At 42.1% G+C, this 15,591-nt stretch carries 16 protein-coding genes; 11 read left to right on the top strand and 5 right to left on the bottom strand.

The genetic code is table 11. The features are described from left to right. Nucleotides 1-448: 448 nt before the first annotated feature. Both mazF and ACTTJ8_RS03245 read right to left on the bottom strand, forming a co-directional pair. Complete coding sequence (mazF, locus tag ACTTJ8_RS03240) at nucleotides 449-787, bottom strand: endoribonuclease MazF (protein WP_442720295.1); 339 nt, start codon at nucleotides 785-787, stop codon at nucleotides 449-451. Further along, the gene (locus ACTTJ8_RS03245) at nucleotides 781-1,014 is read right to left on the bottom strand and encodes an AbrB/MazE/SpoVT family DNA-binding domain-containing protein (protein WP_442720296.1); all 234 of its coding nucleotides are present in this window, start codon (nucleotides 1,012-1,014) and stop codon (nucleotides 781-783) included. The genes mazF and ACTTJ8_RS03245 overlap by 7 nt, the downstream gene beginning before the upstream one ends. A gap of 445 nt (nucleotides 1,015-1,459) precedes the next feature. On the opposite strand from ACTTJ8_RS03245, the gene ACTTJ8_RS03250 reads away from it, so the two are divergent. Next, the gene (locus tag ACTTJ8_RS03250) at nucleotides 1,460-1,702 is read left to right on the top strand and encodes a type II toxin-antitoxin system Phd/YefM family antitoxin (RefSeq protein WP_432918818.1); all 243 of its coding nucleotides are present in this window, start codon (nucleotides 1,460-1,462) and stop codon (nucleotides 1,700-1,702) included. Then, complete coding sequence (locus tag ACTTJ8_RS03255) at nucleotides 1,702-1,962, top strand: Txe/YoeB family addiction module toxin (protein ID WP_442719093.1); 261 nt, start codon at nucleotides 1,702-1,704, stop codon at nucleotides 1,960-1,962. The genes ACTTJ8_RS03250 and ACTTJ8_RS03255 overlap by 1 nt, the downstream gene beginning before the upstream one ends. A gap of 618 nt (nucleotides 1,963-2,580) precedes the next feature. On the opposite strand, the gene ACTTJ8_RS03260 is transcribed toward ACTTJ8_RS03255, so the two are convergent. Then, the gene (locus tag ACTTJ8_RS03260; protein ID WP_442720297.1) at nucleotides 2,581-2,793 is read right to left on the bottom strand and encodes a hypothetical protein; all 213 of its coding nucleotides are present in this window, start codon (nucleotides 2,791-2,793) and stop codon (nucleotides 2,581-2,583) included. A 408-nt stretch (nucleotides 2,794-3,201) separates the two neighbouring features. Here ACTTJ8_RS03260 and ACTTJ8_RS03265 point away from each other — a divergent pair, with 408 nt between their 5' ends. The 8 genes from ACTTJ8_RS03265 to ACTTJ8_RS03300 all read left to right on the top strand — a co-directional run bounded on the left by ACTTJ8_RS03265 (nucleotide 3,202) and on the right by ACTTJ8_RS03300 (nucleotide 12,037). Next, a complete protein-coding gene (locus ACTTJ8_RS03265; protein ID WP_442720312.1) occupies nucleotides 3,202-4,209 on the top strand; it encodes a zinc ribbon domain-containing protein in 1,008 nt (335 codons plus the stop codon). 4 nt (nucleotides 4,210-4,213) lie between these two features. Next, nucleotides 4,214-4,564 (top strand): hypothetical protein, encoded by a 351-nt coding sequence (locus tag ACTTJ8_RS03270; protein WP_442720298.1) that lies wholly within the window; start codon nucleotides 4,214-4,216, stop codon nucleotides 4,562-4,564. Nucleotides 4,565-4,862: 298 nt separating this feature from the next. Beyond that, on the top strand, nucleotides 4,863-6,086 hold the full coding sequence (locus ACTTJ8_RS03275; protein ID WP_442720299.1) for a hypothetical protein: 1,224 nt from the start codon (nucleotides 4,863-4,865) through the stop codon (nucleotides 6,084-6,086). A gap of 12 nt (nucleotides 6,087-6,098) precedes the next feature. Further along, on the top strand, nucleotides 6,099-7,589 hold the full coding sequence (locus tag ACTTJ8_RS03280) for an SPFH domain-containing protein (RefSeq protein ID WP_442720300.1): 1,491 nt from the start codon (nucleotides 6,099-6,101) through the stop codon (nucleotides 7,587-7,589). Nucleotides 7,590-7,600: 11 nt separating this feature from the next. Further along, nucleotides 7,601-8,185, top strand: coding sequence for a DUF4339 domain-containing protein (locus ACTTJ8_RS03285; protein ID WP_442715676.1), 585 nt, complete (start codon nucleotides 7,601-7,603; stop codon nucleotides 8,183-8,185). Next, entirely contained in the window at nucleotides 8,182-8,532 is a 351-nt protein-coding gene (locus ACTTJ8_RS03290; protein ID WP_442715675.1) for a hypothetical protein, read from the top strand. The genes ACTTJ8_RS03285 and ACTTJ8_RS03290 overlap by 4 nt, the downstream gene beginning before the upstream one ends. Before the next feature lie 115 nt (nucleotides 8,533-8,647). After that, nucleotides 8,648-9,718, top strand: coding sequence for a leucine-rich repeat protein (locus ACTTJ8_RS03295; RefSeq protein ID WP_442720301.1), 1,071 nt, complete (start codon nucleotides 8,648-8,650; stop codon nucleotides 9,716-9,718). Between the two features lie 9 nt (nucleotides 9,719-9,727). After that, the gene (locus tag ACTTJ8_RS03300; RefSeq protein WP_442720302.1) at nucleotides 9,728-12,037 is read left to right on the top strand and encodes a leucine-rich repeat domain-containing protein; all 2,310 of its coding nucleotides are present in this window, start codon (nucleotides 9,728-9,730) and stop codon (nucleotides 12,035-12,037) included. A 37-nt stretch (nucleotides 12,038-12,074) separates the two neighbouring features. Here the strand turns inward: ACTTJ8_RS03300 and ACTTJ8_RS03305 are convergent, their stop codons facing one another. Continuing rightward, nucleotides 12,075-13,430, bottom strand: coding sequence for an FGGY-family carbohydrate kinase (locus ACTTJ8_RS03305; protein ID WP_442720303.1), 1,356 nt, complete (start codon nucleotides 13,428-13,430; stop codon nucleotides 12,075-12,077). 64 nt (nucleotides 13,431-13,494) lie between these two features. After that, nucleotides 13,495-14,763 (bottom strand): ribose-phosphate diphosphokinase, encoded by a 1,269-nt coding sequence (prs, locus tag ACTTJ8_RS03310; protein ID WP_442720304.1) that lies wholly within the window; start codon nucleotides 14,761-14,763, stop codon nucleotides 13,495-13,497. A 180-nt stretch (nucleotides 14,764-14,943) separates the two neighbouring features. On the opposite strand from prs, the gene ACTTJ8_RS03315 reads away from it, so the two are divergent. After that, nucleotides 14,944-15,591: a peroxiredoxin gene (locus tag ACTTJ8_RS03315; RefSeq protein WP_442715670.1), complete on the top strand. Its 648-nt coding sequence runs from the start codon at nucleotides 14,944-14,946 to the stop codon at nucleotides 15,589-15,591.

Here is a 15,591-nt window from a genome sequence, read left to right on the forward strand (position 1 = left end):
GATAAAAACGCAAAATTAGATCAGAAGTTGGTAATATATGAGTATTTTCTCTTTTTATATATTTTAAATCACTTGTCCATATTTTGTAATTTTTAGATTTTTCTATAGTTGATATAGTTATATCTTCATTTTCTGAAAAAAATATATAAACATTAAATTCAGGAAATTCGGGAATAGTTTGACTTATTTCAAGTTTTTCTTCATAAAAAGCATTACTTTCAAATTTGAAGCATTCTATTAAAGTTTCAACATCAGATTTAGAAAGAATATTTAACTCTTTTTCAATTGAAGAATATACTTGCTTATTTAAAGGAAATAAAATTTTTTCAATTGCACAAATATTTAAATGAATATTTAATCCTTATCACGCCATTGGCGTGTGAGCATAACATTCGCTTAACCTGCATTGCCGCAAAGGCAATGTCAGGTTGAAGCGGGTGTTATGTGATTACTCAATCAACAACTTTATATTATCTACAACAGCATTTATCTCTTCTTCTGTTGTTTTTTCTATAAAATCACAACTTCTTTTTTTATAATCAAGGTTCTTTACTTGGTCGCTAAGAATACAGCCATTTATCGAATGATTATCCAATACAATTTCAAAGGGATAGCCTTTTATATGGCTTGTAATAGGACAAAATAAAGCAAGTCCGACTTTTTGATTGTATCTTTTTTGCGAAATGCAAATTGCAGGACGACGACCTTTCTGCTCATGTCCTGTTTGCGGATTAAAATCAAGCCAAACTAGATCGCCTCTATCGGGAACATAATTTGAATTCACCATTCTTCGTTACCTACTGAATAACCTGTCGAGATTTCCGAATGAACATTTTCAGAAGTAACCATTGTCAGCATATCATCAAGAGTTTTTTTCTGAGGAAGAATTACTATTTTTCCTTTTTCTGCGATTACTTCTATTTTGCTTCCATTCTTTACATTATTATCTTTTGCCCAAAGAGAGGGTATTCTAAATCCGAGACTATTACCCCATTTCTGAACTACAACCTGCATAATAAACCTCCATTATTTTTTTAGCATATACATTGTATAGTCTTCTTGTCAAGAATTTTTTTCAAAAAAGCGGGCTTGCTCTACTGCCTAAATCATTCATATTTGAAAACTATGACTTTCATGCCATATTCTTCAGCTGCTATATAATACATATAACCAATTATCCCCCTCCGAATGCAGATTTTCATAAGATTATTATTCCATCAGCACCAATTATCTTCTGTATCATCACAAGTAATCTAAGTCAATTCAATATATTGTTCAGAAGGGATATGCTCCATTTATCACTGTAACCTTTGCTTTAGCCATTAGAAATCCTGTACTTTGGCAACTACATAAGATAAATAGACTTATTAACTGGGAATATGAAACAATAAAAAGAAATTTTCCTCTTGACATAGCGTACGATTATTCGTACGCTATGTGCTATGATGGGGGTATGTAAATGGCAGTAATGACGGCGACGGCAGCGAGAACTAATCTTTATAATCTTATTGATCAAACAAAAGATTATCATGAACCGATTATCATTTCAGGCAAAAGAAATAATGCCGTTTTAATTTCAGAGGACGACTGGAATGCTATTCAAGAAACCTTGTACTTGTGTTCGATTCCTGGAATGAGGGAATCAATCATTGAAGCAAGTAAAGAGCCATTGGAAGATAGTGTTAAGGAACTTGACTGGTAATGTGGACTGTAATTTATTCAAAACAGGCGGCAAAAGATAGTAAGAAAATTGAACAGTCAAATCTAAAAAACACAGTAAAACATTTAATTGAAATTATAAAGAATAACCCTTTTGAAAATCCTCCGCCGTACGAAAGGTTAGTTGGAGATTTATTAGGAAAATACTCAAGAAGAATTAATATACAGCACCGTTTAGTATATGAAATTTTTGAAAAAGAACATGTAGTTCGTATTCTCAGAATGTGGACTCATTATGAGTAAAACCTAACACTCGCTTCAATCTGATATTTGTTTTTTCACGAAAGTTGCTAGACAGTCACCTACGGCTCCTTTTTTTATGCAACTGTCGCGCCAACTTTGCCGCCGCTAAGCGCGTTGGCAAAGCCACAATGCAGGTTAAGCGTTAGTTAGACGGATGTACTATCGTACACAAAAAAGGAAAAGAAATGAAAACTGATGCTGTATGCTATATAGATTTGTTAGGTTTTTCATTGACGGTTTAAAAACTCGTCCCGGTCGCGGACGCGAACCAATTATGGATTGCTCGGACGAACAAGCGGTACATTTAGCAATCGAACAGGTATGACGTTTAAACGTTTTTTATCCGCATTGGCGCAAGATATAAGCGTATAAGAAAACGCCCAAGGGGAAAGCCATCGCCGCAGCTGTACCGGTACAAATACGAGAAGCTGCAAGAGCTTGAGGGACAACAAAGAGAAGGCTGTATTGATCTGTACTATGCCGACGAAAGTCATATATGCACTGAAGGTTATGTTCCCTACGGGCGGCAGTTTCGGGGTGAGGATGTATACATTGCATCAGGACGAACGCTTAATTTTGATTACTTACTTACAAAAAAATAGCTTTTTTAAAGTGTATTTAAGCCGCTATATTCCGATCCAGCTTTTCCGACCGGAAGCTTTGATACATATCATCGGGAACTGCATAGTCAAGTACCTGATGTAAGCGCATCGAATTATAATACCAGAAATAAGAGGCAATCCCGGCTTTTAATGCTCCCATTACTGCTTTTTTGTGGTTACTGTAAATGCTCTTCATAGACTTTCTTTCTTTGATATCAATATTCTGCACATTTTTCAAACCCCTGAATTGTTCGGGACTGTAGTCCCTGCTTTTACACGGGTTTCCTCCCTATTATAGAACAATAGATCATTGTAAAATATTGCTCGTTACATCTTAAAAAGATTAATTGAATCGCAATGTGTTTATATTACATTTGCAAAAACGTCGGCAGACAGTAAGCGCAACTATTTTTGATAAGGAAGAAATTATGGCAGACATTCTGCTGGTTTTTGCGACATCGTTTCCATACGAAAGAAGGTGAGCTAATAAACGGACAGCACAGGCTTACGGCTGTAGTTCGGAATGGAAAAAGCGTCCGTATGCAGGTAATGGTATACGAGCGGAAAGAATATCTGGAGGATAAAAACGAGAAGGATTGAAAAACAAAGGCGCGAGGACAGTAAGGAAGCAGATAAACTGCAACACTGCTCAAAATGTGGAAAAGAGCTGAGCTTTGACGCACGTTTTTGCGCTTCATGCGGAACACCGGTGGAACCGCAAAATTCAACGGGAACTGATACCTATACAGAGCGCAAACAGGTATTTGTAGGCGCTATTATAAAATGTCCGAACTGCGGAGAGCAGATTGGAACAAACACGGCAAAGTGTCCTGCATGCGGTTTTGTGATTGAAAAGCGAAATGTTTCTGCGTCTCTTGATGCTTTCATAAAAAAGCTCACTTCATTTACGAATGATAAGGCAAAACGGGAATTTATCGAAAGCTATGCTGTTCCAAACAACAAGGAAGATATTCGCGACCTCTTAAACTATGCTGCAAACCAGCGTGACAAGGACTACGTTGACGACGATTCAAAAGCATACTGGGTGGATGCATGGAACAATAAGTGCCGGCAGATTGTGAATCAGGCTTTTGACACATTCGGCATGGACGAAGGCTTTTCCGCGTGGCTTAAAAACTACAAAGCCGGCGTTGAAACCTCTTCTGCTGAAAACGAAAAACTCAAGAAAAAACTACGCGCCATTGAAACCGGTAAAAAGCGCACAGCAGCTGCAAAAAAATTCCTGAAAGGATTCGGGATCGCTGTTGTAATATTAGCTGTACTTGGAGGAGCCGGATTTGGGATTAAAAGCTGCACGGATAAAAGAACAGCGGAAAAGCAAAGACTGGCAGAGGAAGAAAAGTCAAGGCAGCAAGAATTAGCGCAGCTCAAAACGGAAGTTATAAGTTTACTTGCAAAAGAAGTTACTATTCCCAAAAATAGCGTTTCGTTAGGAGGCTTATTATCTACATATTGTGAAGTAATCGGTGATGCAACAGTTACATATCATTATGACGAACATGATTATGAAAATGAATTTCAGTGTACTATTTCCGGTGTTGTTTCTGTTCCTATGCGCTTGAAAAAAGATTTTGCAGCTGCATATAACAAACAATACGACGCATTCATTAAAAAAAAAGTTTGACAAATTGGATTCAAGAATATCCAACTATAATTTTTCTAATGAGGTAGAAATTCAAGACAGTATATTTTCTAAGCGTAACGACAAGGAAGTATTCTCTGTAGAAGTTCTGTTAGGTGCAAAGGTCGGTGAAAAAATTGAATTAGTTGATTCCGGTACGGTTGAGCATCATGAACGGTCTTATAAGACTAAGAAAAAACTTCAGAACAAAACGGCTGTGCTATTAGATCTTTTGCATACAATTAAAGATAAAGCACAGAAGCCTCCTCAAACATTGTTCCTATCAATGAAAGGTTCTCTTAAGGCGCAGAAGGCGGGTATTTCTTTTGAGGGTATTCATTCTGTAGATATTTATTAACAGCATAACGTATTTCTAATAAAGAGGTGCACAGTACATGGGATTATTCGGGAGAAAAGACAAAGTAAATGAAGATAGAAACTCGGGAGTAGTAATATCTTTTTATATGAGCCATAAAGGAGTTTGCATTACCATGACAAGCAAGAGAGCAAAAGCATTGCTTGCGGCTATGGAATAACAACACTTTCAACACCACGGCTATCTAAAAACTTCAGTTTTTAGATAGTTTGCTTAAAATTGAGCGGTACGAAGGTGAATTTTAGATGAGGGAGTTATAGAAAATGCACTATTGCACAAAATGTGGAAAAGAACTTCATGCGGAACAGCTGTTGAGGGCAGTACAAATACCGGAGAAAAACGAATCCAAACATTTGTAGGCGAAATACGCAAGTGTGTTCATTGCGGTTGCGTGCTTGACGGTTTTACCGCAATTTGTCCGTCCTGCGGATTTGAAGTTACAAGCAAACATGTATCAAAAGCAATTATCGATTTCACCAATCGATTACATGCGATAGGAGAAGCGATCGCAGAAGAAGAGAGTAATACCAAGGCATTTTGGATATCGTGGGGTATTGGTAAAAAGATAGGATATGTGATTTTAAATATAAATACCTTGTGTATTCCTCTCCTGCTTCATATTGTATTCGATTTTTTACGGTCATTTAGAACAAAGAATCTTACTGTGAACGAAAAGATAAAAAAAGACCTAATTGAAAATTTTGTAGTACCTAACAATAAAGAAGATATTATGGAATTTCTTTTATTTGCAAAAGCACAGCGTGATAAAGAGCATTCTCTGTTTGATATGAAAGCTCATTTTTGGATTGGTGTCTGGAATAATAAATGTGAACAAATTATAGAAAAAGCCAGTGCGTTATTTGCAACTGATAGGTCTTTTATCTCATTTCTAAATGAACAAAAACTGCTTGCACAAACTATTAAGAAAAAAAGAGCAAAAAATGCTTTGGGGATGGCTGCTATTGTGATAGTAGGTATTGTCGGACTGCCGTCTTTTTTTGTTATAAGAGATAAGATTTCGTTAAATCGTATCCCTCAAGAAAAAATACTATCTCCTTCATCAATTAGTATTACAGGTGATCTTGCTGATTATTATCGCATAACGGGAGATAGTAAACTTCTTTTTGATAAAAAAAAGTTTACTGTTACGATGGTTACCGAAGTGGAAGCAATAAAAGATATACAACCGGAAATTGATACCCAAATCGATGCATTCTTAAAGATAAAGAAATGGAAACGTTCTGATTGCAAGATCGACCTTCATCCATATAACAATGAATTGACAGTAAATGGTGATTCAGTCAAAAAGGAAAAAGATACGCTCGAAGCTATCTTAAAATTAAAAAAAGGAGAGACTAAGCCATTGACCCTCATATTTACTGTCGAGAATAAAGAAAATGCTGCAGACTTGATGTCTAAGGCTGTATGCCTTATTGATGGGCAGTTGGAATATGTAATAAGGAATTTTGAAAAAAAGGATTCCGAAGCTCTTGAAATCAAATAGGGGGAGTTGTACATGGGCTTTTTTAAATCAAAGAATCAAGGCGGATTGATGGACGCAATCCGCTGTGATCAAACAGACTACCTTATCTGGAAATGGCGACCGGCAGGGCAGGATGCTGGTACAACGGTCAAGGAGAATGCAATCCGATACGGTTCTTCGCTCAACGTGAAAGACGGCGAAATTGCGGTTTTTGTGTATCACCAAAAAGACGGAACCATGCAGGATTTTATCGAAGGACCGTATAACGATACCATCAAGACAGCAAACTTTCCGGTGCTTGCAAAAATCGTCGGGCTTGCATTCGGCGGCGCATCGCCGTTTCAAGCGGAAGTTTACTACATCAATATGGCGGGGCTTATTCGGCTGCCGTTTGCAGTGCCGTACTTCGATATGTTTGATCCGCGCTTGCCGGATTTTCCAATCAGCATGGCAGTCCGCGGCAGTTTTGCATTCGGCATTACGGACCATAGGCTGTTTGTTAAACTGCACCGGCTTTCTAATTTTGAACTTGAAGATTTTAATAAGCAGCTAAAAGACACGTTAGTAAAATTTGTGAAAGGCGTTGTTACCAATATTCCGGACGGCAGTTATGGCGGCGCTCCGATTCCGATTGTGCAGATGGAGCGCCGGCTGCTACAGGTAAATGACTTAGTGCAGCAGTATATACAGCCCAAACTTTCCGATGTGTACGGCGTTACATTAAAGGATTTTAATATCTCCGAACTGGATGTGGACAAAACCTGCGAAGGTTACGGCAAAGTAAAAGAGCTGACGGCAAATTATACGGAAGCATCACTCAAAGCGCAACAGCATATCAATGTGGGCAATATGCAGGAAACAAACCGGCTGCAGATGGACTCGATGAAGCAGACGCAAGCGATCAACTTGGAGAACATGCAAGAGTCGCTCCGTATTAACCGGGAGGAAGGACAATACGCTCAGCGGCAGGCGACGGAAGCCAATGCGTACACGGCAAAGCTGCAAGCAGAACAGCAGAATCTCGGTGCATTTGCTGTCAAAAATCAGACGCAGGTTGGTGTTGCTGCTGCGGACGCGATGGGCAAACAGGGCGCAAGCGGAGCGGGGAATATCAACTTAGGCGGTGCAGGCGGCATTGGGGGGATGAATCCCGGTGCGATGATGGCGAATATGGCAATGGGAACCGCAGTCGGTACCGGTATGGCGAATATGCTTGGAAACTCTTTTGCCGGTGCTGCAACGGGTATGGGGGCAGGAATTATGCCGGGTATGGCAGCTCCCTCAGGCGGAGTGTCTGTCCCGCCGCCGATCGGTACGCTGTACAATGTTGCAGTCAACGGCGCTGCAGCGGGACCGTATTCGGTACAGCAGCTGCAGCAGATGGCAGCAAGTGGACAGTTTAATGCACAAAGTCTTGTCTGGGCAGCAGGCATGGCAAACTGGATGGCAGCAGGTCAAGTCGCGGAATTACAAGGGTTATTTGTAAATAACACCGTTCCGCCGATTCCTCCGGCATTACCGTAAAAGGAGAGTGTATGCAAAATACCAAAGATAGTTTTTTTTCGATGGATAGACTGGTAGAGTTCGGTATGGGCATGGCAATGAGCCAGCAGATTACTCAGACCATGAATGCTATGATGGCTTCTATGCGGCAGCCTCCGCAGGTACAAGTTGCTGCGCAGCCGCTTTATGTACAACAGCCGGTTCAACCGAACACTCCGGTACAAGCGGTGTATCGGCAGTATGCGGAAACACCGCAGCGGTGGCAGCCTGCGCCTCAACAGGTTGCTCAACATCCGGCAGCAGCTTCACAGGCGGTACCGCAGAGTACAGCAACTACTGCAGCGCCGCCAGTACCGCAGAGTGTACAGCCGGAGCCGATACTGCCGCCGCTTCCCGAAGTGTTCTATATTTCGCGTGAGGGGCGAAAGGCTGAAGGTCCATACAGCGGTACGGAAATCGCACGGCTTGTTGCTGAACGGCAAGTAACGGCGCAAACTCCTGTTTGGAAGACCGGTATGGCTGAATGGAAAACAGCGGCAGACTTCCCCGACTTACTTACGATAATTGCGCTTGTGCCGCCGGAATTGACAAAAACAAACACGGAGGAAAATAAATGAAAATAAGAGTTGTTCCCACACTGATTCTGGCGGGTATTTCCATTCTTGCCGGCTATGCTTTCTACGCTGCAAACGTACACGATGGAAACACAGGCCGTTGGATGATGATGGTCTGTTCTGCAGTTACACTGTTTGTCTCGCTTGCAGGCGGTTTTGGTATACGGTATGGAGCAGGGGGAAGCGGGGTCGGTATTATGGTTCTTTCCGTAATTGCCGCGATTGTGCATCTGGTCATAAACCTTGTTGCCACATTCGCACCCTTCCGTGCCGCGCCGTATATCATCGTTTCCGGTATCGTACTTTTAATATATATTGGGATTGTGTACTCAATGAGTAAAGCTTTGTAAAAATCTTTCCGCGAATTTTCTTTTATATTAGATACAGGGTATCTCTAAAAACTCAGGTAGAGATTTTTAGTAAAATGCATTGAAAGAGTTTATATTATGTGAGAAGGAGTTTGATATGAGCGCTGCAACCTCACAGAAATACACAAAAGTTCCGTTTGCTGAACTGCAAGCCTATCTGCAAAATACGGCATCCGCAGAAGAGGTCAATTATATTGAAGTAACGGATATTGAGGCTGAGGCGCTCTCATCAGATACGGATGGCAGCTATTTCGGTTACAGAGCGCCAAGCGCGCTTGGTGAAATACTGAGAGAACAGGATAAACCTGTGGCACTCAAGCTGCCTGAAACCGTTAAAAACCTTCAGTCGATGCAAAATTGTTTTATCGACTGTACCGCCCTCGTTTCGCTTGCTGCTATTCCCGATGGTGTTACCAATATATCTTACTGTTTTGCCGACTGCGACAGCCTTACACATGCACCGCCTATTCCCGACGGTGTTACCAATATGACGTGTTGCTTTATCAACTGCCGCAACCTGATAAAGGCTTCCGCTATTCCCCACAGTGTTACAAATATGAGTTGCTGTTTTTTCGGCTGTCTGCGTCTTACTGAAAGCCCCATTATTTCTCAAGGTGTTACGAGTATGAGGAAATGTTTTTGCGGCTGTGCAAGCCTTATAAAAGTTCCGCCTATTCCTGACAGTGTTATAGATATGGTGAGCTGTTTTACCGGCTGCGAAAGTCTTACAAAAGCGCCTGCAATCCCGAGCAGTGTTACCGATATGCGCGGCTGCTTTTTAGAATGCGCTCGTCTCGTAGAACCCCCTGCTATCCCCGCCGGCATTAGCAGTCTACTCCAATGCTTTGCCCGCTGCTCCACTCTCACAAAAGCCCCAGTGATTCCTGATAGCGTTAGAAATATGGACAGCTGTTTTTTCGACTGTAAAAACCTTATGGAAGCCCCCGTTATTCCTCACCGTGTTACAAATATGAACAGCTGCTTTTTCGGCTGTAAAACCCTTACGAAAGCTCCCATTATTCCTCACAGTGTTACAGATATGTGCAGCTGCTTTGAAAACTGCATCAGCCTTACGGAAGCTCCCGCTATTCCGAGTAGTGTTACGGATATAAGCTACTGTTTTGAAAACTGTACAAGTCTTACAAATATTCCCCATATTCCGCGCTAAGGAGTTTTTATGAACATTGCATCTCCACAACCATACACAAAAGTTCCGTTTGCCGAACTGCAAGCCTATCTGCAAAATACGGCATCTGCAGAAGAGGTCAATTATATTGAAGTAACAGATATTGAGGCAGCAGCGTTATTCATTGATGATGAAGATTTGGACAACTTTGAAAACCCAAGCCTGCTTGGTAAGATTCTGAAACAAAGCGGTAAAAAAGTTGCACTGAAATTACCAAAAACCGTTGAAAACCTTTACTCGATGCATAATTGCTTTTGGGGCTGTTCTACTCTCGTTTCGCTTGAGGCCATTCCCGATGGTGTTGTAGATATGTCCTTCTGCTTCGAAGCGTGTATAAGTCTTATAAAAAGTCCCGTTATTCCAAAGGGAGTTAGGGATATGACTTGTTGTTTTTTCGACTGTAAGCATCTTCTAAAAGCGCCTATTATTCCTCAGGGTGTTGAAGATATGAGCCAATGCTTTTTCGGCTGCATAAATCTTATGGAAGCGCCTGCTATTCCGAATGGTGTTGTAAACATGTTTCGGTGCTTTGCAAACTGCATAAGTATTATCAAAGCACCGGAAGTTCCGGAAAGTGCTGTAAATACAACCGAATGCTTTAAAGGCTGCGAAAGCCTTACGGCAGAGTGTATAACAGTACCGGCTTCCGAATTGGATGTGGTGCAGACAATAGAATCGGATCTAGTATGGGTTATGCGTCCAGTATTAGATGCGGTACAGACAACGGAATCGGATCTAGTAAGGGGTACGCGTCCATTATTGGATACGGTGCAGACAACGGAACCGGATGCGGATCTAGTATGGCTTACACGTTCATTACATACAACAACCGTGCAACCATACACAAAAGTTCCGTTTGCCGAACTGCAAGACTATCTGCACAATACGGCATCCGCAGAAGCGATCAATTATATTGAAGTAACGGATATTGAGGCAGCGGCGTTATTCAACGATAATAGAGATTTGAAAACCGTCGAGCATCCAAGTCTGCTTGGTAAGATTCTAAAACAAAGCGGTAAAAAAGTTGCACTGAAACTGCCAAAAACCATTGAAAACCTTTACTCGATGAAATATTGTTTTGTAGGCTGTACCACCCTCGTTTCGCTTGCGGCTCTTCCCGATGGTGTTGTAAATATGGCCTGCTGCTTCAAAGGGTGCACAAGCCTTGTAGAAGCTCCCGCTCTTCCTGAGAGCGTTATGTATATAGGAGCCTGCTTTTACGGCTGCAAAAATCTTACCCAGGCTCCTATTATTCCTAAAGGCATTACGTGTCTAGGATTCTGTTTTTACGGCTGTAAAAATCTAAGAGAAGCCCCGGTTATTCCCGAGAGCGTTACGGATATGAGTAATTGCTTTGCCGGCTGCGAACGTCTTATGAAAGCCCCCGTTCTTCCCAAAAGCATTGAAAATCTTTCCAACTGCTTTCGGAACTGCATAGCGCTTACCAAAGCACCGGAACTTCCGGAAAGCGTTACCACTATAGCTGAATGTTTTAAAGGCTGTACAAACCTTATGAAAGTGCCTGATCTTCCGAACAGTATCACAAATATGTCAAGCTGCTTCGAAAATTGTATAAGACTGATCAAAGCTCCTGCTCTTTCTGATAGCATGACGTATATGTACTGGTGCTTTGCCGGCTGTGTCAGCCTTACGGAAGCACCGGTTATTCCAAAAGACGTTACGGATATGTTTGGTTGTTTTTCCGGCTGCAAAAGTCTTACGGAAGCCCCTGCTCTTCCTGATAGCGTTACGAATATGCTCAGCTGCTTTACTGGGTGTGAAAGTCTTACCAAAGCACCGGTTCTTCCAAAAGGGATAATTGATATCGGCAGCTGTTTTTCCGGCTGCAAAAGTCTTGTAGCAATACCGGCTATTCCTGAGAGCATTCAACGTATGCACAGCTGCTTTAAGGGCTGCGAGAGTCTTTGTGAAGTACCCGCGCTTCCTGCAAGGATTACCGGTTTGGTTAATTGCTTTTCAGGTTGTGCAAGCCTGAAAAAAGCGCCCGCTATTCCCGAGTGTGTTACCACTATGGTACGCTGTTTTCCCGGCTGTAAAAGTCTCACTGAAGCACCTATTATCCCTGCCGGTGTTATAGATATGTACGGATGCTTTGAAAATTGCACAAACCTTACGAATGTTCCGAACATCCCAAAAGGAATTGTGCGTATGACAGACTGTTTTTCAGGCTGCGAAAACCTTACTGCAGGAAGTATTACCGTTCCTCATTCCGAACTGGAATACTATCGGGAACATGCTGCCGAAATAGGCGCTGATCCTGCATGGTTTAAAAGCGAATAGCGTCCTTGTGTCAGTTTTAAAACATTCGTTTAAGATTTCAACAATGCGCTTTCGATTTTCTCATATATTTTTCGGAATACCATGGGGAAGTTGCACGATTGGGTTCGTAATACCGCTCAATACGAATCAGTTTCTTTGCAAGCTCAGCGATATCCGTTGCGGGATTCAGCCCATGCAATGCCAATAGAGCATCTCCCAGCAATTCTGCGTCTGCAACAGCGGGTAGCGCAAAGGTTCTGCCAGTCATATCAGCCTTCATTTGACACCAGCATGGGTTATATGCCTGTCCGCCTGAAAGAGTATACACCGGTTTATATCCGGAAGCCGTTTCCAAAACATCACAGGAGCGCCGAATACGGAATGCGAGGTTTTCAACAAAAGCCCTCCCCTGCCCAGCAAACGTGGCGGGGTATATCCCCTCGGCGATAAACGGTTCTGCGGCAATGCGCTTCATTGCACCGATATAATCATTGCCTAAAAACCCGTGGCTTACCAAAAATGCGGAAAAAGCAGCTCCGGAAGACGGAATAACCGAAGAAATATTCCATAATGCGGGCATAACCGATGGTAAGAGCAATGCGCCGGCAGTGCGGATCGGTTGCGGAATACAGATATTCAGCCCTTCACTCGAACCGGCACGATCGCAGGCGTTTCCCGGTATGAGTGTTCCTGTTCCGATTAAAGCTGCAATAAAATCCGGCACGCCTGCAATAACCGGAATACCGCAAAACGCCCCCAGTACCGTTCCCGCGTGAGCAAATGGGGGAAGCAACTTAGTCAAAGATTCTCCATCGATACGCAATACGGATTCGGCAAAGTGCGGAAGGTCTGCCCTATTCCAATACGCAGCTTCGTAGCGCGGGTCTGGTAAAACCGTTACCGCTGTGCCGGTGAGCAGATAGGCAATATATTCAGGTCCCGAAAAGAGGTAAGCCGCTGCATCAAACACCTCTGGGTATTTTGTATGAAACGCAGCAATCCGTGGTAAAAACAGGGATGTCCCCGCCGGAACAGTAAAATCAGGCGGGAGCGGTTCGTTCCATAAAAACAGGATGTCATCTTTGGCTGCTTCGATAATACTGTCCCGCAATTCTGCCGAAACAGGAGATGCTGGTAGGGAAGGCTCACTTTTCGGTACGCTGCGCCGATGAGGCAACGCAACAAGCGAGGGACCATTGCCGGAAACACAGATAGCTTGAATAGTGCAATCAGCCGGTAGCGCTGCCCACGCGGAAAAAAAAGCGCGTACCCAATCAGCTGCCTGCACGGGTTGAGGAAAAAGCAACCGGATAAACTTCATCACCGTTCCGCTTTCAGTGATAAAGGCTGCCTTTAAGGACGAGGTTCCTATATCTACACAAAAGATACCGCTTTGCATACAACCTATTTTCACAGAGTAGATTCTACAAACAGCGTCCAGATAGCCCCTCTCTGCGCTTAAACCGGCTGGGTTTGTTTTATTGATTGTCGGTTTTATGCGATCCTGCTGAGTCTGTATGCAGCATCCGCTCAATAATATCTCTATTATCCAACAAACCGCTCAAAGACTGATTGTGGTGCAGCCGAGAAATAACTTGTGCAAATAAACCTGACACGTCAGTAGAAATATACCATTCTTTTTGCAGTAATTCTTCATGATACACTGCATTGGTACCAATTACACGGTAAAAGTGTCCTTTTTTATAGGCTTCATCAAACAACTCGATCGCATTTCCGGTAAAGAACGGCAAACTGACTGCGGCAATAACTTTCTTTGCACCTTTACTCTTGAGAAACTCCATCGCTTTTAACAAGGTTCCGCCGGTACCAAGCATATCATCTGCAAGAAATGCAGTTTTTCCCTGTACATCGCCTAATAAATTAATATTGACGATATTTGTCTGCTTTGCATTTTGAGTAACAACCGAATAATCCCGCTCTTTATAAATCATAGCGAGCGGTTTTTTCAATCCGCTTGAGTAGAACTTATTACGGTCTACAGCCCCGCTATCAGGTGCAACAACGACTAATTCTGCATCGGGATCAGCAAGATTTTCTATACGGATAAGTTCTCTGATAATTTGATAACTGGCATGAAGATTTTCGATACGCGCTGTATGGAAAGAATTTTCTATTTCACGGGAGTGAATATCAAGGGTGATAATTTGGTCAACGCCAAGGCATTCATAAAAATAGCCGAGCATACTTGCCGTTAAACCTTCCCGCCCCTTCTTTTTGTGCTGCCGGCTATACGGATATACCGGAACTACCAATGCAATATGAGCTGCTCCTGCATAACGAACGGCATCAATAGTTACCATCATCGACATAAGGTGATCATTAACGGAAAAAACATGCTGATTTTTCCCTTCATTAACCCACAGCGGATGATGATTTTCTACATCCTGGAAGATAAAAACACTTTTTCCGCGGATACATTCCAAAATTTCGGTTTTAAATTCACCGTTCATAAAATACGTAAAGCGTGCGTTTACTTTAAACCGCGGCACCCGTATATTGCCAACATCATTATTTGCATGTAAAACAGGAGAACTCAAATCGTTGTAAAAATTAATATCTTTGATGAGCTTTTCTTTTGGTATATCATATCGTTTTGTCAGCTGCTCTATTTTTCTATTCAATTTTTCTACATAAATGTGTTTTAAATGCTGAATGGTCAGATCAGCAAAATGTTCACCGCCCGGACATGCCACAATAGCTAAATTCGCAGAACCGGAATACATCATACCAGCCTCCTCATCCTGAATCAATGCTGGGAGTAGTTTACATATTTTTAAAAAAACTTCAATCGCTAAAAAATAATCTTTAGCAGACTTGGCATCTTTTTTTCTTTTTTGTTTTACACTTGCCGTTTTCGATAAGCTATGATATATTAAGAACAATTACTAATATTTAAGGAGCTCATTATGGATGAAAGAATTAATATGCCGCTGTTAGGCGACGCATTCCCCGCATTACAGGTAAATACAACTCATGGTCCAATGTCTTTACCGGCTGATATGAAAGGCTCATGGTTTATTGTATTCAGCCATCCGGCAGATTTTACCCCGGTGTGCACCACTGAATTTGTCGGTTTTCAGGAATTGGTTCCGGAATTTGAAAAACTTGGTGTAAAATTAGTAGGTCTTTCTGTTGACCAAGTATTCAGCCACATTAAATGGATTGAATGGATAAAGGATAAACTCAATGTAGATATTACCTTCCCTGTTATTGCTGCAAATGATTCCGTTGCGAATGCACTCGGTTTGCTGCATCCCGGAAAAGGTACAAATACGGTTCGCGCAGTCTTTATTGTCGATCCTGATGGCATTCTCCGCTTAGTCCTCTACTATCCGCAAGAAATCGGCAGAAACATGAAAGAAATTCTCCGTGCAGTAAAAGCGCTCCAGATTTCTGACAAAGAAGATGTAGCTCTGCCTGCTAACTGGCCCGAAAACGGCTTAATTAAAGACCATGCGATTGTACCGCCTGCCGCCAACGTAAAAGATGCTGCAGAACGGCTTAAGAAATACGAAGGATTTGATTGGTGGTTCTGCCACAAGGCATTAAAATAG

The organism is Treponema sp. (genome assembly GCF_052169735.1).
Taxonomy (GTDB): Bacteria; Spirochaetota; Spirochaetia; order Treponematales; family Treponemataceae; genus Treponema.